Origin of the sequence: Eubacterium sp. BIOML-A2, assembly GCF_009680135.1 — a bacterium.
GTDB lineage: Bacteria > Bacillota > Clostridia > Lachnospirales > Lachnospiraceae > Faecalicatena > Faecalicatena contortus_B.
The window spans coordinates 1-17,060 of the sequence record NZ_WKZK01000029.1; the positions used below are offsets into that span (position 1 = coordinate 1).

The window sequence follows — 17,060 nt, forward strand, 5'->3', positions numbered from 1 at the left end:
GTTTTATGCCTTCTTTTTAGTGTCCATTTTTAGGGAACCCTTCTTCTTAATGTGTCCACATCTATGGGTACATTATAGTTCTAGCCCTTGTTCTAGCCCTTGTTCTAAGCCCTGCGCTATTCCCTCGTTTCTGGCTTCTTCCCGTTCATAATATCTTTCTTCCCAAGCCTGCACATATCTCACCCCCGCTTCCTCACTCGTTTTCACCTTACGTACCCGCTGATGTATGCGCTGAATCCGCTCGCTGTCCATATTTGCCGCCGTCTCATCGTTTGTATGTTCCAGATAATAAAGAAATTGTGCCAATTCCTCGGAAACTTCCTCTTTGTTCGTGCCGTGTGTATTTAAAAAAACCCTTACTGCTCCGTCTTCCAGGCAGCACTCCGGTACTTCCTCGCATCTGGATCTGAACGTATACATATATTTATCATAGCCAAATAAATCAAATGTCATAATCATGATGATGTATGCCATATTCAGATGGTTATAATCGGGAACCCCCGGTTCCAAAAGAGAGGTGTCTATTATAGCCTGGTAGTACCTGCTTCTTTTTGCCAGGTCTCCTCTCTTTTTCTGCTGCATTTCCGTATTGTAAATGATAGCGTCTTCATCCATAGAAAATACGTCCATCCGAATTGCGCGCAAAAGCGGCGATACCCGAAGTTCCTTTTCCGTCTCATTTTTATCCAGAAGCGGTACATTCCGCCCAAAGATAATACTTAATACGTCCTGATGCGCTCTTGGGTCTTCCATTACTTCATCAAACAAAAAGCGGTTTGTAAGGTTTAACTCTTTTAACGGTATAATTTTTCGCTTTGTGTCCATATAGTTCTCCTCTATTTTACCACATATTTTCTTCTGTTAAAAGTGAATGGCACACGAAAAAACAATCATAGGCATTCCTCCTTGCAATTATTAAATTCTTCAAACATTGAATCACCGGACGAAACTGCCCTTAGGATTGAAATTAGATATTTCAAGAATAATGAGTATAAAGAATGTTTGAAATGAATCCAGATTCATGGATTGGACTCATTCACATTAACATATAAAACCAAGGATTGTCAATGTATCTGTGCATCTATAACAGGATAACCGTATATAAGTTTATCCTGCCAAGATATTTGTTGAACTTCCTGTTACGAATCATGTATAATAGGTTCAGGCATTTATCCGAGGAGCATAACGACACTGCTCCTGCTGACCGGCATTTTACTTATTTAAATACCCTATTCAAAACTACAAAGGAGATTGGTTATATGAGAAGAAAGCCTGACCTTCACATTCGATTTTTTAATGATTTTACAGTATCCAGCCCCTATTATGAGTACGCTCCGAGCGCACACAACAGTACACAGCTGACATTGCTGATATCCTACCTGGTAGCCAATCAGGATACCAAAGTGCCAAAAGATGTACTGATGGCCATGCTGTGGCCCGATGAAAAGGATAAGTGTCCGGTCGGCGCCCTGCGCAATCTGGTATACAGAGCACGAAAAGAACTTGAACATCTTTATCCCGATAAGGATGTGGATTACATCAAGTTTACCCAGGATGCCTACTACTGGAATCCCGATCTTTACTGTAAGATCGACATCCATGACTTTGAGAATTACAACAACCTGGCCCGGCAGGAACCTGATCCGGAAAGGCAGTTCCGTTATTACTACCGGATGCACCGCCTGTATACAGGTGAATTCCTTTCCAACCACACCTCCATCGAATGGGTTCAGTACCGCATAACCTATTATAAAAATATGTATATTAACTGTACCATGAATATCTCTATACCAGGCACCGTTATGACGAGTTGATTGCTCTATGTGACCAATCTATTATTTTCTATCCCGACGAAGACCGTTTTTACCGTTATAAACTGCTTGCTTATCTGGGTATGAATACCATTAAGACAGCGCTGGAATACTACCACACTACCCTGGATTTCTTTTCTTCCAAATACGGTACTGATATCAGCGGATCTCTGAGGGATGTCCATCAGGAGATTCTCCTGCGCATGCCCAGCAAAGAACTTGATATCAACGAACTGGAAACAACACTTGGAAAAGATGATAAGAGCGGACAGACTTTTTACTGTAACTTTGATATCTTTAAGAACATCTATCATCTGCATTCCCGCTCCTCCCTGCGTATGCCGGGCCGGCATTATCTGATGCTGCTTACCCTGCATTCAAAAAAGGAAAAGATGCCGGATGCCGCAAAGGTGAAAGAAGTCATGGAAACCCTGTACTATATGCTTTCCACACATTTGCGTAAAAATGACGTTTTCACCAGAACATCGCTGACTCAGTACTCTGTGCTACTGAGCGTTACAGAAAAAATAGGCGTGGATACGGTAGCTGCCCGAATAAGCGAGGCGTTCCATGAGATGAATTCAAATTCGGAATTGTATCTGGAAGTCTCAAGCAAGGAAATCTAAAAACCGGAACCAAGCGGGCAAGCCCCGGAGAAATTTCCGATATCATATACCAGCACCGCAGCAGAAGAGGCAGACTGTACCGGGGATGCATACTTAATGCACGATCCCCGGTACAGCCCGCCTCTCCTACTGCGGTGCTGTTTTAATCTCTTTATTCTTATTGTATATTTCCAGAACTGTCACATTATGATAGCATACTGTGACTTTATTGAACCTGCTTTTATTGAAAGTACCTATTTACGTGAATCCGCCACGGCCCGGTACATAGCCAGTATGTTAACTCCCGGTACGTCGGGCATGATATTGTGTTCCTGATTAAAGACAAATCCGCCGCCCGGAGCAAAGATATCAATCATTCTTCTTGTATACTCATACACTTCTTCCGGTGTGGACCGGTTCAGGATGCTTCTCGTATTGCATCCCCCGCCCCAAAATGTGATATCCTTTCCGAACTCGCGTTTCAGTACCGCAGGATCCATCTGATAGGCCGTTGTCTGAACCGGGTTGATTACATCGTATCCTGCATCAATCAGATCCCCTATGATCGGATATATAGAACCGCAGGAGTGCAGAAATGTTTTCATGCTGCTGTGTTTGTGTACATATTCGTTTAACTGTCTGTGGTATGGTTTGAATAATTCCTGATATTTTTCCCTGGACATAAACATTCCCGTGTCCATTCCCAGATCATCACCAAAACGCAGGATATCTACGATATCCCCCACTGATTCACATACCTTTTCCAGTGTGGCAAGATGGCGGATCATCAGTTGTTCTACCAGTGATTCCACATTTTCAGGGTCTGCATATGTGTCCATCAGAAAATTGTCGATTCTCCTCAGGAAAGTCCCCCACTCAAACAGGTTACATCCGCAGGTGATCATCAGCGCTCGGTCTGTCTTTTCCCTGAGCGCCAGCGTGCGCTCTCTTAACTTCTGGTAAAAGTTCTCTTCACCTGCATGATCCCATGGACTGTGCACCAAAGCGCTCCAGAGTACTTTTCCCATCTGGTGGTCCAAGTCAGACCAATCATCCGGATAATCATCCATATATGGAAAATATGTCTGGTCAAAAAAAGTGGCTCCGACCGGCATTCTTGCGATTAATGTGCCCTCCTCATCATGGACTACATAGTCTCCGTTTTCCAGCTTTTTGGGCCGGAACCATTTTGGATACTGGCCCGTGGAGCCATCCGCAAGTGTCACATCATACCAGTCATCGTCATTCTCATTGAATACTCTTCCTATATCAATTACATCTACGCCGAATTGATCCATAAGCTCAATCTCCGGCTGTACAACCTGTTGTACTACATCATATATTCTTGTATGCCCGCCGGAGATTCCCATCTCCTTTTTCAGATTGTTATAAGCAATTGCAGATATACCTGAACTCGGCGTCCCGCCCAGATCCAGCGGCACATAATCAGGTTCTTCGTGGTTGATAGATGCTAAGACTCTTTCCCTTGACGTCATGCTGTTTATTCCTCCATTTCTAAACGGTTAGATTTTTCTATATGCGGTAAATGATTTGTTATTTTTGATTATAAACTAAAATACTGTAAATTCAATACCATTTTTTAAATTCTAATCTAAACGTTTAGATATTTTGATTTACTTAACCTGATGTGTTATGATGAAACAATAAAAACACGCTGTAATTTTTATTCATACTGGAGGTGATTATCATTGGCAACCTTAAAAGATGTTGCAAAAGACGCCGGAGTCTCGATTGCAACGGTTTCCTGCTGTCTGAGCGGCGCAAAAAATGTAAAACCGGAGACCCGTGCCAGGATCATGGATTCCATAGAAAAGCTAAAATATATTCCCAATGCGTCGGCGCGCAGCCTCAAAACTGCAGATTCAAAAAAGATCGGGATTGTTCTCACTGATATCGATGATTATTACCACGCCGAAATATTCAAAGGCATCTCATCTTATCTTCAGAATAAGGGGTTCAGCATGAATGTTGCTTTTTCCAACAACTCCCCTGATATCGAATGTGATAAAATAGATGATTTTGTAAGCGGCAATGTGTCCGGTCTGTTAATCATCACGTCTCAGCCCGGGAATACGGATTTTTTTACAACCAGGATCAAAAATTATAATATCCCCACCGTCTTTATCGAACGCAGGCCGGACAATATGAATGCTAGTTTTGTCGGTTTTGATAATGTGAAAACCGCCTACTATCTCACGGAAAACCTGCTCAGGAAAGGCTATCAGAACATTGCCCTGATTACCGGTTCGCAGCAGTTCTCTTCCGAGGCCGAGTCCATAGAAGGGTACCGGACTGCTCTGCAGGATTATGGTCGGCCCGTGAACCCCGATCTGATCCGTTCTGCCAATATGACCAAAGAAGATGGATTTAAGGCATTTCTCACCCTTCCCCTCCTGAACCAGGTAGACGCCGTGATCACTACATCGGAAAATGCAGCCCAGGGCGTGGCAGAAGCCTGCAAAATACACGGGAGCAACCCATCGGAAGATATACAGATCCTGACTTTTGGGGAAGAGTCCTGGAGCCGTGCCAGCCTGTCCGGAATCACCCATACCTCCCGTACCGCATTTACACTGGGCCAAAAAGCCGCCGGGCTGCTGATGAAAAATATAGAATCCCCTGTTCTGTTTGAGGAAAAGACCCTGCTTTTTACAGATGAAATTATACACACCAGGCTTTTCATTCCCGAAGCAAAAAAAAACAGTCCTACGGTCAAAAAGACAAACACTGCACAGGAACCGCTTCGTATCCTGATGGCTGACCTTGCAACCTCCCATGCCGCCAGACTGCTTTCCGAAAATTTCACCAGACAGACCGGTATTCCGGCAGAGATTGATTTCGCTGCACAAAACGAACTTCTGGATAAAATTGTGGAGGATATGGGCTGTTCACAATCCCGCTATGATATTTATATGTACGACATTCCCTGGCTGCAGTATCTGGTACAGAACGGAATGATTGCAGATATAACAGACTATATCCAAAGCGATCGCTTTCATCCGGAGGCCTTTTTTCCGGAGAATCTGGAAAACTGTATGTTTGATAAACATTATTATGGCATTCCCATCGTAGGAGGATCGCAAATTTTGTTTTACAGAAGGGATCTCTTTGAGAACCGGAACGTACAAAAAGAATTTAAGAAGATGTTCCAGATCCCGCTCTCACCGCCCCGTACATGGACAGAATTCAACGGAATCGCTTCCTTTTTTACAAGAGAATACAATCCAAACTCCCCAACCCTTTACGGAACTTCCATGGCTGGAATCGTGGACGAGGAACTGGCCCCCGAAATCCTGATCCGCCTCTGGTCCTACGGGGGAAAAATATGGGATAAATACAACCGGGTCTGTCTGAATACTCCGGAAAATAACCAGGCCTTCGGCAGTATCCTAAAAACCCTTGATTATATCGGGAGGCCTCCGTTTGACACTGCAATTGAACAGACTGTCGAGGATTTTTGTTCCGGAAAAACAGCGATGCTGATCACCTACTCAGAATATGCGGGCCAGATCTGCCAAAGCATCCACAACCATATCATAGGCCGTGTCGGATACGAACCCATCCCCGGAAAAACTCCTGCCAGCGTGGGATGGAACCTGGGGATGAATCCATGCACTGCCAGATCAGAAGAAGCATGTATGTATTTCCAGTGGCTCTCTCATAAAGATATCAGCATCTACATGACCATTCTGGACGGCCAGTCCCCTGCACGGGCGCCTTACTCCAGCCACGAACTGCTGAAGCTTTATCCCTGGATGGAACTGACCGAAGAAAGCTTCGAATACTGCCGGAAAAGAACCGGGCCTTACAGTAAAAATTCCCTGATCATCCCGCAGAGCCGGATTGAGGCTGCACTTTGCAGTGTGATGAAGAATATTGTAAACAATGGGATGTCCATCACAGAGGCTTTGAATAACGGGCAGGAAGAAATGCAGGCACTGTTTAAATCCTATGGGTATCCGAAACCGCTGCATTTGTTGGGGTAGGGGGGGACGCCTGCAGGTAGTTTCCCCCGCACATCTCCCTACAGGCTGCGTGCATCCAATCGGTAGAATAGATGCATCGGGAGAGCACTGATATTGGTGAAAGCGGATTGAGTCAGTTAATAAAAATATTTTTTTAGAAATAGAATTTAATTTTTATAAGTCTGGTATTACTTATAGTAACGGTTATATGTTACTCCTTGCGGTTGCGGTTTTTTCTGTGCAGCATTACTGATCCTGCGATGATCAGTATGAGAAGCACAGCTGCGGAACCTATTCCAACATACAATTTAAGCCTGGGCTGTTCGGCTTTTTCATCTTTTGCAGGCTCTGTCGGCGCTGGTTGAGTTTCCTGTTTATTTTCTATTTTACGGCTGTCGCTTGCTGCAGTATCTCCCATCAGTTTTTGATAGCCTTCCTCTGTCAGAGTAACCTCTGCGCTGCCCACTGCCTGGCCTTTATAGGTATAGATAATTTTTCCGTCCCGGATTCCATTTTCGGTTAATACGATGTTTTTCTCCAGACTGGAAAAGTTTACGCTCTGGGGTAGTACGACATAGGGGTTTTCTGTGTTAAAATTACTGATGTCTTCTGAGGTTTCCAGTGTCTCAACTGGAACTTTTTTGAAGTTCGAAAATACATAGTCCATCATGGCTCTTGTATCGGTATAGGCATCTACGCCGTAATCATAGAGTACTACGGCGGCCAGGTGCATGTCTCCGTTATCTGCCATTGTCACCAGGGTTGTCTTGGCCTGGTCCGTATAACCGGTTTTACCGCCGGTACAGTATTCGTAATAATAGTAATTTTCCGGCCACAGCATCTTGTGGTTCTGTTGAAATACGCGTTCTTCCTGTGTCAGGTTTGTGGGTCCGATTTTATATTCCAGTGTCCCCATGATGGTTCTGAATTCTGGCTGCTGGTACACGGCAGACGCGATAAGCGCCATGTCATGGGCCGTTGTGTAATGCTCATCATCGTGAAGCCCATTCGGATTCACCCAATGCGAATTGGTACATCCAAGCTCTTTTGCCCTGTCATTCATTTTCTGTATAAATGTATCATAGTTTCCACCCAGGCGCTGCTCTCCCACGCTTTCGGCAACCGCATGTGAAACTTCATTTGCAGAAGCCAGAAGCACTGCATGGAGCGAATCATCCAGGCTTAATTCCTCTCCCGCTTTCATCCCAATCTGTGCATCATCATACTGCAGAAAGGAGATACTGTCCTCTGTAAACTTTACCTTATCGGCCAGATCTGCATTCTCCAGTGCAACAAGCGTGGTCAGGAGTTTTGTGATACTCGCCGGGAAATGCTTTGCATCCATATTCTTTCCATACAGGATCGCACCGCTCTCCATATCCATTACAACTGCCGAATCGGCGTACACCTTCGGACCTTCTGGCCATGCCTCCAGGCCGTTTGTATCGATCTTTGCCTCATAGGATGACGCTTTTTCCTGCGCTTCCGCTTCGGCTGCAAGCTCCTCCTCCGTCTTCTCCTGTGTATCGCCATCTTCCGCCAGTACAACGGACGGGGAAAGTATCAAAATTGCTGCTAATAAAAAACAAAATAAAAACCGTTTTAACTTCATAATTCCCTCCAGATTTTTATTATCATATGCCGATCTTTCTAAACTCATTCTTATATAAAAAAATTATTACATGCATAATATGTGGAATTTTTTTTATCATAATTTTGCTGTTCTGGCTAATTATCCCATACTTTATTCTGCAGCTTTGCTGCAGACTCGCCCGCAGGGCATGAATTACGGGGTACCCTTTGAGTATACCTTATTCCGCAGTTTACTGCGGATCCGCCCGCAAGGCATGAGTTATGGTGTGCTTTTTGGTATATATTACATACTACTCCAAATAATAAGAGCTTGCAAGTAGTGAGCTTATGAAGACTGGAAATCAGATGTAAACGGATAGATCTCTTAATATTTTTTCATTATATCCAATTGATAATACAACACTGCGGTGCTGTATAGTGCAATCAGCACCAAAGAAAGTAAAATCCCCGCCACAATATCAGTAAACCAATGGACACCGGATATAAGCCGCCCGATTACAGTTACTATCATAATGAGAACCGATACAATATCCGATATCCAAAGCCAAGCCTTCCTTTCCTGCAGATAATAATGAAACTGCAGCATGGCTGTAGCCATAATACAGTTTACAAACATAACATGTGAGGAAGGAAACGATGCTTCTAAGCTTTCTGTAAGAATGATGGGCCTATAATTGACAACCACTACTTCAAAAAACACATAAACAGCAATAACCATCGCGTAAAATACACCCAACAATAATATTCTGTAATCGACTTTCTTAATGCTTTTCCGCTTTATAAGCTGGAACAGTCCCAGAACCGCAAACCCCAAAGCAATTACTATCGCGAAAACTCCAAGCCAGTCAGTAATATCGTACCATAATAGGTTTACACCGAAAAATTTAAACACACACTGGTTGACGGACGCGAGGCCAACTTTTGAGTGATCCGGACCGACGGGCTGAACATCCACGGTTTTGACCATAACAGTAAAAAGTATAAAGATGAAAAACAATCCCCCTGTTATGATAAGACACTTCTTTAATTTTTTTTGCATAATCAATCTTCCTTTCTTTTGCGGAAATAATCTATTTGCAAGCTGCATTTGGATTATCTGCCAGCAGTACCAAAAGGACAAGAAACCTGTCGTCACAATAGAAAAAGGCCCCGACACTCTTCGTGTCAAAGGGCCTTTTCTCAAGGATTTAATGCTGATCTGCCTGCATCTGCTTCCATAGTAAAAATACTTTCACTCCAAAAAATAAAAATAATAGAATAGTTGCATATGGCTCTCTTGCAGCTGCAAATAAACAGATAGCTGCCGCACCGGCTGCAATCGAAATTTTAGTAAAAAAACGGTACAATAACTCCTTCTCAATATAGGTGAATATAAGTCTGGCAATGCCAAGTCCGATCAAAAATGTAAAGACAGACCAATAAATAGTACGGTCTATATTGGGGGTATGGGTATTCGCCAGAAGATTCACGGAGTAAACATGGTTCCCTTCCGGCTTTCCATAAATCGGAAGTAATATAAATGCAACAGACAAAACATCAACGATCCCGCTGATAACCATGTAGATCTTTTTAAGATTGGAACGGTTCTCAGTTTCCGCCAGGGTAATCAATTCATCACTTGATAATAATTCATCAATAGTAACTGAAAAAAGTTTTGATATGCATTTTAAAGATTCGATGTTTGGATAGCCCCTGCCGCTTTCCCACTTTGATATAGCTGTCCGTGATACATACAGCTGCTCTGCAAGCTGTTCCTGCGTAAGATTGTGATTCTTTCTGAGCTGCTGCAGCTTTTCATTAAATTCCATTTGTATCCCCTGTTCGTTATTTGTCTTAGACTTCTATAGCAACAGATTCTTGGATAAACTCTCCACTGCTCTTTCATTTTTCTGAGGTTTCGATGTATACCTCCTGCAATTTATTGTATACATATTATAAAGTTTTATCAACACTCAAATCCAATGTACCGAAAATAGATAAGTCCATTATATTATAATAGCTCATATATTTAATCTCTATATCTGGCTGTCATACTGAATCAGGACAGAGGCATAAAAAACCTCTTTTCTCTGCTCAAACCGGACAGTCCCATTATAACGCGCTGCGATATCCTGTACAGACGCTGCTCCTATCCCCATACCGGGGCGCTTCGATGACAAGGGGAGGCCATCCATGAAGCGGACGGATGTCTTACAGGTGTTGTCGATTAGAATCAGCAGCTCCGAGTTACCATGGCGTTTGATGCGTACCTTGATAAACGGCTGTTCATCCTTCTGCTGCAGGCAGGCTTCCACCGCATTTTCCAGCAGATTCCCCAGTAACACGGTCATATCGGTCTCGGTAATGGAGGAGAGTTCGGGATAATCTGTTTTTACATCAAATTGTATTCCGTTGTCCCGTGACACCCCCGCATAATAACTGATGACAGCGTTCACCACGTCATTGCGGCAGTACAAATCAAGCACCTCATGGGGCAGTTCATTTTTATACAGTTCAATGTAATTATGCAATCCCTCTTTGTCATCTTTCTCTATGTAGGACTGTACGACAGCCAGGTGCTGTCGCAGATCGTGTCTTGCTTTCCTCATCTCATCCATATGCTGTGCCAGACTGTCAAACTGCTTTTTCTGAGCATTCATACTCTGATTGGCATAGTGCAATGCTTCCTCTAATTGTGTACGGGTTCTTGAAATCTCCAGTACTTTGAATGCCACAAAGGACACATAGCACGTACCAAACAGCATCAAATAGCGGGAAACCAAAAATTCCCATGTGGCATAGGCGTAGACATCATCGACAGCACAATACAGCATCCCGAATAAGGTTGAGAACAGCGGGATCTTCCACAGATACCGCCATAATGCATCATCCTGGATCTTCAGCGCTTCCGTAACAGTGTGCTGAAGATAGTGGAACAGAAACGGGCAGGTGATGAGGTATATTATAATACGGGCAATGTTGTAGACCAGATAGGGATGTTGGTCGGAAAAATTCCAGAAGAACCTGCTCTCAATGTAGTTCGCATTTCCAAAGACAAAGAAAGACCACGAAAGCAGAAGCAGATAGGTGAACATCAGTTTTGGGAAGCACTCCTTTATCAGAGAAAAAGACAATATGAGATTGATCAGCATGAACCCATAGCGCATGACTGTTGTCCACAGCATCGCCGTCTCATACCCACTGGAATTAATCAGGTAAAAAACCAGACTGTTGAGAGTCGCGACACCGGTAATCAGTACCATGATATAGCGAAACGGAATTCGCAGCCTGTCACGGAACATGTAATAGCGCGGCACGGCAAAGGGAATAAAATCCAGATATGGAAATAAGATCACCATCAGGGTATCTATCACAGCAGATCCTCCTCTCTTGCTTTTTGAAACAGATAGGTATGGTAGTTCATTTCGATTTTCTTTCTGTCCCGCTTGGAAAAGGGCAGCCTTTTGCCTGTCCTCAACAGGAAGTCCAGCTTATCCAGACGCTCCACATGATCAAGGTTTACGATGCATCCCTTATAACAGGTTTGAAACTGGGGATAGCAAAGCAGCATAGTTGTTAAGTTACTAAATGGAATCCGGTATCGCCTGATCCCCCGCTGCTCGGTATGTACCTGCACATAATGTCCGTCAACATCACACCAGAGAATCTCACGCAGAAGGATGCGATCTTCCTCCAAACAGATGAATCGTGCATTTCTTATCTTTGCAATTGAAAGCATTGACAACGTATGCTCAAAAGCAGCATAGCTGAACGGTTTCAGCAGATAACCGCCTGCCTTTACCAGATAACTGTCTATTGCATGGTCACGGCTGGTGGTGACGAATACAAGAGAGACAAGTCCATCGCTCTGCCTGATTTTCCATGCCGTATCAATGCCAGATAGCCCGTCCATATACTGGTCAATAAAAATAAGGTCGTAAGTGTCTTTTCTGAACGTAGAAAGAAATGCTTCCCCGCTGCTAAAATCCTCAATCGTAAGAATCTCATCCGCATAATGTTCCGCAAAAAAACGATGCAGGCTGTCTTGTATTTCATTCCTACATTCCGAAAGATCATCTATGACAGCGACTTTCATATCGAATCCTCGCTTCCTGTATTATCCACACGAAATAAATGTTTTATCTACTCTATTTTACATGATAAAGAACCTCCAAACAATGTAATTTCCTGCCAAAAAATGCAAATTTCAGCCATACCATTGTTTTTAAAATTTTTTTTGCTAAATTGGAGTAGAGAGGGTGTACATAGAAAGGAGTATGAGAGATGATAAAACAATTATGGAAGAAAACCTGTACCTGCCTGCTGATCTTAGGGCTGGTACTGACAATGGCACCAGTAAAGACATTAAAAGCGGAGGACCCGGTTATTACTGACCCAACTGAGGCAGAGCGCGTACTCAGAGAAACTCTCGCTGATGTAGTTGTGGACAATAGTGACACCGATGAAGGTTGGAGACAAAACATAGAAGAAATTCTAAGAAAAAAATTTGTAGTTACTGGTCAAATGAAGCTAACTAATGTGAATTTTCTTACCAGGAAAAAAGCAACAACTGATGCCCAGGGTTCTATGGATTTTACGGTTTACTTCAAGCTTTCTGATCCGTCATCACCCACGGGTATTTCTGGTGAGTATTCTTTTCCTTATACAATAGTGATACCTAAGCTGCTCAATGAAGGTGATGTCATAATTAATAATACTAATTTCCCAGATCCGAAGTTTCGGGAATATCTGGGGGGCTACACGATAGATACAAATGATGATGACATATTATCAGCTGCTGAAATTGATGCAATTGAAGAGGTGAATGTTGCTCGTCAAGAGATATCCGACTTGACAGGAATAGGCTACTTAAAGAACTTAAAGAAATTAGGCTGCTGGGGCACAAAGATAAAAGTTCTGGATGTCAGCGGCAACCCCAATCTGGCGGAGATACAGTGTCACGACAACAGTGATCTCGCCTCATTAATCGTGAAGGGGGCCGGAGCTTTAACATTTTTGAAATGCAATGATACCAATATCGCCAGCATCGATGTCAGCGAGAATCCAAATTTAGAAACATTGGTCTGCCAGAACAATAGCAGTCTGGGATCCTTGATTGTAAAGGGTGCTTCTTCATTAAAACAAATAGACTGCTCGAAAACAGGAATCAGCAGTTTAGATGTCAGCGAAAATCACAATCTGACTGAATTAAAGTGTATGGAGAGTGCAAATCTGGCCTCACTGACCGTAAACGGTGCAAGCGCTCTAAGCTATCTGGATTGCGGAGACACAAAAATTGGACGCCTGGATGTCAGCGGGAATAACAATCTGGTGAGTTTATATTGTGATAACGCTAATTTATCAGAATTGATCTTAGGTGATGCAAAAAATTCTTTAAGTGTCATCTATTGCGATAACAACAAAGATTTAACAGATCTGGATGTCAATGGCTCAACATATTTAAATACACTGGAATGCAGCAATACGGGATTCGCGGTCTTGATGTCAGCAACGTCGCAAATATGGACCTTTTGCGTTTCAGCCGATGCAATCTTGCATGGTTAAATATCGGCGAAAATAGAGCCTTCGACTCATATTCTACAAAGCCTGGCAATACGAATCTATCCCTGGATGTTACGGGTCCAAGCTTTGATATTACTAACGCATTTCCCGGAATTGATCCCGGCAAAGTTCATATAACAGACGGAGGCACCCTGAACGGAAGTGATGTCACAGGTTATAAAGACGGTGAACCATTAATCTATGAATATAACTGTGGTTCTTACTCTGATGGGACGGATGCGAAATTAAATGTAACCCTGACTCTTAATGTTCTTAAATCTGACAGTTATATTTATATTGATAATGATCTTAATAGGGACTATACCGGCAATCCTGTGAACCCAGAGATCCGTGTTGAAGGAAGCAAGGGGAAAGTGACTGCTTCTTATTTCAAATGGAATGGAGCTGACTGGGAACCCTGCTCCGACATACCAAAAGATGTTGGGAGATATGCAATTACGGTAACCGTAGAAGAAGACGATTATTTTAATCAGGCAGGTCTGGAGGCATCAGAATTTGTAATAACAAAGGCAGCTAATGAGTGGACAACACCGCTCTCCCTTGGTGACCGGACCTATAATGAAACAGCAGGTATCCCGGCCGCAGCAGCAAAGTTCGGAGATGTAACCTTTACTTACAGCAATGTACAGGATGGAGTATATACCAGCACAGCGCCTGTAAATGCAGGAACCTGGTATGTAAAAGCTATTGTAAAGGAAACAGAAAATTATACAGGTTTAGAAGATGTAAAAGAATTTCATATTTCACAGGCAGCTAATGAATGGCTGGAAGCCCCTGCCCTGATTGGCTGGACCGATGGAGAACCAGCAAATACGCCTTCTGCAAAAGCTAAGTATGGAAATACAGTCTTTTCCTACAGTAATGCTAAAGATGGTCTGTTCACTGATACAATGCCGGAAAATGCAGGTACCTGGTATATGAAAGCCAAGGTTGAAGCAACTGCAAATTACACCGGCCTGGACACCGTAGTGAAATTTACTATCGCCAAGAAGGAAGAGCAGAAGCCAGGAGACAAACCGACTGATAACCCAAATGACAAACCGACTGATAACCCAAATGACAAACCAAATGATAAACCAAATAACAAGCCAACTGATAAACCAAATGACAAACCAACAAATAAACCCGCCGACAAGACAAAAGCGAAATCCAGCACCCCTGTAACTGGCGACACATCAAATCCAGCACTCTTAATCAGCCTGCTGGCACTGTCCGGCGGTACCTTATGTGTATATGCCTTCAGGAAAAGAAAATCAAGTAACTAAGCACAAAAAATTACATTGTAAATAATTTGCAACAAAGGGCGGCAGATTGTACCTGTTAAGCTGTTAACAGACAATACTGTATAATCTGCCGCCCTTTCTTCCCTCCTCCAGTCATCGTTAGCCTGAGAACATCATTATCCAGTTCATAGCCCTGTTTCTGTTTTTTCTGAATTCTTCATAAATCCGGTCTTAAAATCATGTTATAATATCCTTAAAAATCTCAAGAGGTGAATATGAAAAATATATTAGTAGTTATAGGCAGCGGCAGAGCAAACGGAAATACTATGCATAATTTTCCCGTCCGGCCATTCTCCCGCGCCGCCGCCCTCCCCTCCGGGTGCACCCAGCCTGTCAGGGGCGGGACTTCTGCCGCGGGCGGGGAAACTTTCCTGTCCCTTTCTGCAGGCATAGAGTGCGCCGTAGTTTCACTAGATAAAAAACACATCGGATTGGAAGGCTAAAATCTGCTTCCGAAGCAGATTTTAAGCCGGCCTGAGCCGCGCAATTCATCAGAATTGCACGGTGAATGCCGGCGATGACTTCCAATCCGATGTGTTTTTTATCTAGTGAAACTTGGCAAACGGACCGCCCGCAGAAAGGGACAGGAAAGTTTCCCCGCCCGCGGCAGAAGTCCCGCCCCTGACAGGCGCCCCCCTACCTGCTATCCGCCACAGCCTTATACATAGCAAGCAGATTCTCCGCCGGTACATCCGGCATGATATTATGTTCCTGATTGAACACAAATCCGCCGCCCGGTCCGAAGATATCGATCATTTTTCTTGTATAGTCATATACTTCCTGTGGTGTAGACCTGTTTAATACGGATCTTGTATTGCATCCGCCGCCCCAGAAAGTAATATCATTTCCGAATTCTTTTTTCAAAGTCGCAGGGTCCATCTGGTACGCTGTTGTCTGTACCGGATTGAGTACATCATATCCCGCATCAATCAGGTCTCCAATGATTGGATATATGGAACCGCAGGAGTGTAAAAATGTCTTCATGTTACTGTTCTTGTGGACATAATCATTAAGCTGTGTGTGATAAGGCTTGAACAGCGTTCTGTATTTCTCCTGGGACATAAACATCCCTGTGTCCATTCCCAGATCGTCTCCAAATCTGAGTATATCCACAATGTCACCCACAGCGTCGCATACACAGCTTAAGGTCGCCAGGTGCCGTTCCATCAGCTGATCCACAAGTTCTTTTACATTTTCCGGGTCTGCATAGATATCCATCAGGAAATTATCCATTCTGCGCAGGAAAGTTCCCCACTCGAACAGATTGCAGCCGCAGGTAATCATCAGTGCCTTGTCCGTGCTGGCTCTCAACTCCAGGGTGCGCCTTCTCAGTTCACTGTAGAAGCCTCTCTCCCCTGCGTGATCCCACGGACTGTGCACGAGAGCGCTCCACAGGACTTTGCCCATCTGGTGGTCCAGGTCAGAATAATCCTCCGGGTAGTCGTCCACATACGGGAAATATGTCTGATCGAAGAAGGTTGCTCCAACAGGCATTCTTGCAATCTGGGTTCCTTCTTTGTCCACAACAATGTAGTTTCCATTCTCCTGGCGAATGGGCTGAAACCATACCGGATACTGACCGGTGGAGCCGTCTGCCAGAGTCACATCATACCAGTCGCTGTCTTTCTCATTGAATACTCTTCCAATGTCGATCACATCCACTCCGAATTCATCAATGATATTCCGCTCCGGTATGACTACCTGCTGTACTACGTCAAAGATGCGGGTATGCCCGTCTGTAATGCCCATGTGCTTCTTCAGGTTGTTATAAGCAATCGCCGAGATTCCTGAACTTGGCGTTGCCCCCAGATCCAGCGGCACATAATCCGGTTCTTTATGGTTAATTGCCGCCATCACACGCTCTCTTGAATTCATACCAAGACCTCCGTCCTTAATCTAAATGATAGACCTCTTCCATCTCAGCCCACCATTCGCCTTCTTTTCTTTCCTCAAGCGGCTGCTGGAAAGGCATAACCAGATCCCACCACTCCTGTGTCTTTGGGTCTGCCGCCATTTTGTCCATATCTGCTTTATAGTCATCTCCTGTATATTCATAATATGAGAACAGTAATTCCCCAAAATTGTAAATGGAATAATTAGAAATATTGCATTCCTTGATCATTGCATTAATTTCAGGCCATATATGTGCATGATGATATTTGTAATCATCCAGTTTTTCCTTTTTTACTCCTATGATAGATCCATATCTCTGCATTGCTG

General features: G+C 43.7%; 14 protein-coding genes. 5 read left to right on the forward strand and 9 right to left on the reverse strand.

What is annotated here, in order from left to right:
• Positions 1-72: 72 nt before the first annotated feature.
• Positions 73-825 (reverse strand): Rpn family recombination-promoting nuclease/putative transposase, encoded by a 753-nt coding sequence (locus tag GKG43_RS11730; RefSeq protein WP_083487066.1) that lies wholly within the window; start codon positions 823-825, stop codon positions 73-75.
• A gap of 434 nt (positions 826-1,259) precedes the next feature.
• On the opposite strand from GKG43_RS11730, the gene GKG43_RS11735 reads away from it, so the two are divergent.
• The gene (locus GKG43_RS11735) at positions 1,260-1,814 is read left to right on the forward strand and encodes a hypothetical protein (protein WP_055152909.1); all 555 of its coding nucleotides are present in this window, start codon (positions 1,260-1,262) and stop codon (positions 1,812-1,814) included.
• The gene (locus GKG43_RS11740; RefSeq protein ID WP_055152907.1) at positions 1,811-2,437 is read left to right on the forward strand and encodes a BTAD domain-containing putative transcriptional regulator; all 627 of its coding nucleotides are present in this window, start codon (positions 1,811-1,813) and stop codon (positions 2,435-2,437) included. Before GKG43_RS11735 ends, GKG43_RS11740 begins: the two co-directional genes overlap by 4 nt.
• A gap of 233 nt (positions 2,438-2,670) precedes the next feature.
• On the opposite strand, the gene GKG43_RS11745 is transcribed toward GKG43_RS11740, so the two are convergent.
• Entirely contained in the window at positions 2,671-3,912 is a 1,242-nt protein-coding gene (locus GKG43_RS11745; RefSeq protein WP_050639153.1) for a uroporphyrinogen decarboxylase family protein, read from the reverse strand.
• 213 nt (positions 3,913-4,125) lie between these two features.
• Between GKG43_RS11745 and GKG43_RS11750 the strand changes: the two genes are divergently transcribed.
• Complete coding sequence (locus tag GKG43_RS11750) at positions 4,126-6,423, forward strand: extracellular solute-binding protein (protein WP_055152905.1); 2,298 nt, start codon at positions 4,126-4,128, stop codon at positions 6,421-6,423.
• 190 nt (positions 6,424-6,613) lie between these two features.
• On the opposite strand, the gene GKG43_RS11755 is transcribed toward GKG43_RS11750, so the two are convergent.
• The 5 genes from GKG43_RS11755 to GKG43_RS11775 form a co-directional block, all read right to left on the reverse strand.
• Positions 6,614-8,014, reverse strand: a complete 1,401-nt coding sequence (locus GKG43_RS11755) for a D-alanyl-D-alanine carboxypeptidase family protein (RefSeq protein ID WP_055152903.1) — start codon at positions 8,012-8,014, stop codon at positions 6,614-6,616.
• A 345-nt stretch (positions 8,015-8,359) separates the two neighbouring features.
• Complete coding sequence (locus GKG43_RS11760) at positions 8,360-9,034, reverse strand: phosphatase PAP2 family protein (RefSeq protein WP_055152901.1); 675 nt, start codon at positions 9,032-9,034, stop codon at positions 8,360-8,362.
• Positions 9,035-9,182: 148 nt separating this feature from the next.
• On the reverse strand, positions 9,183-9,803 hold the full coding sequence (locus GKG43_RS11765; protein WP_055152899.1) for a helix-turn-helix transcriptional regulator: 621 nt from the start codon (positions 9,801-9,803) through the stop codon (positions 9,183-9,185).
• A 207-nt stretch (positions 9,804-10,010) separates the two neighbouring features.
• Positions 10,011-11,348 carry a sensor histidine kinase gene (locus GKG43_RS11770; protein ID WP_055152897.1) on the reverse strand — a complete coding sequence of 446 codons (1,338 nt, stop codon included), beginning with the start codon at positions 11,346-11,348 and terminating at the stop codon, positions 10,011-10,013.
• Positions 11,345-12,070 (reverse strand): LytTR family DNA-binding domain-containing protein, encoded by a 726-nt coding sequence (locus tag GKG43_RS11775; protein ID WP_055152895.1) that lies wholly within the window; start codon positions 12,068-12,070, stop codon positions 11,345-11,347. The genes GKG43_RS11770 and GKG43_RS11775 overlap by 4 nt, the downstream gene beginning before the upstream one ends.
• Positions 12,071-12,258: 188 nt before the next feature.
• Here GKG43_RS11775 and GKG43_RS11780 point away from each other — a divergent pair, with 188 nt between their 5' ends.
• Together GKG43_RS11780 and GKG43_RS11785 are read left to right on the forward strand one after the other, a co-directional pair.
• A complete protein-coding gene (locus tag GKG43_RS11780; protein ID WP_055152894.1) occupies positions 12,259-13,539 on the forward strand; it encodes a leucine-rich repeat domain-containing protein in 1,281 nt (426 codons plus the stop codon).
• A complete protein-coding gene (locus GKG43_RS11785; protein ID WP_055152892.1) occupies positions 13,497-14,822 on the forward strand; it encodes a PT domain-containing protein in 1,326 nt (441 codons plus the stop codon). The genes GKG43_RS11780 and GKG43_RS11785 overlap by 43 nt, the downstream gene beginning before the upstream one ends.
• Positions 14,823-15,476: 654 nt before the next feature.
• Here GKG43_RS11785 and GKG43_RS11790 read toward each other — a convergent pair.
• The gene (locus tag GKG43_RS11790) at positions 15,477-16,715 is read right to left on the reverse strand and encodes a uroporphyrinogen decarboxylase family protein (RefSeq protein ID WP_129879125.1); all 1,239 of its coding nucleotides are present in this window, start codon (positions 16,713-16,715) and stop codon (positions 15,477-15,479) included.
• A gap of 16 nt (positions 16,716-16,731) precedes the next feature.
• Positions 16,732-17,055: an L-rhamnose mutarotase gene (locus tag GKG43_RS11795; protein ID WP_025653827.1), complete on the reverse strand. Its 324-nt coding sequence runs from the start codon at positions 17,053-17,055 to the stop codon at positions 16,732-16,734.
• Positions 17,056-17,060 lie beyond the last annotated feature (5 nt).

What these genes read in the sequence shown, in the direction of transcription:
- GKG43_RS11730 (WP_083487066.1), bottom strand. Translation starts at nt 825, where the DNA reads ATGGACACAAAGCGAAAAATTATACCGTTAAAAGAGTTAAACCTTACA.
- GKG43_RS11735 (WP_055152909.1), top strand. Translation starts at nt 1,260, where the DNA reads ATGAGAAGAAAGCCTGACCTTCACATTCGATTTTTTAATGATTTTACA.
- GKG43_RS11745 (WP_050639153.1), bottom strand. Translation starts at nt 3,912, where the DNA reads ATGACGTCAAGGGAAAGAGTCTTAGCATCTATCAACCACGAAGAACCT.
- GKG43_RS11755 (WP_055152903.1), bottom strand. Translation starts at nt 8,014, where the DNA reads ATGAAGTTAAAACGGTTTTTATTTTGTTTTTTATTAGCAGCAATTTTG.
- GKG43_RS11760 (WP_055152901.1), bottom strand. Translation starts at nt 9,034, where the DNA reads ATGCAAAAAAAATTAAAGAAGTGTCTTATCATAACAGGGGGATTGTTT.
- GKG43_RS11765 (WP_055152899.1), bottom strand. Translation starts at nt 9,803, where the DNA reads ATGGAATTTAATGAAAAGCTGCAGCAGCTCAGAAAGAATCACAATCTT.
- GKG43_RS11775 (WP_055152895.1), bottom strand. Translation starts at nt 12,070, where the DNA reads ATGAAAGTCGCTGTCATAGATGATCTTTCGGAATGTAGGAATGAAATA.
- GKG43_RS11780 (WP_055152894.1), top strand. Translation starts at nt 12,259, where the DNA reads ATGATAAAACAATTATGGAAGAAAACCTGTACCTGCCTGCTGATCTTA.
- GKG43_RS11785 (WP_055152892.1), top strand. Translation starts at nt 13,497, where the DNA reads ATGGACCTTTTGCGTTTCAGCCGATGCAATCTTGCATGGTTAAATATC.
- GKG43_RS11790 (WP_129879125.1), bottom strand. Translation starts at nt 16,715, where the DNA reads ATGAATTCAAGAGAGCGTGTGATGGCGGCAATTAACCATAAAGAACCG.
- GKG43_RS11795 (WP_025653827.1), bottom strand. Translation starts at nt 17,055, where the DNA reads ATGCAGAGATATGGATCTATCATAGGAGTAAAAAAGGAAAAACTGGAT.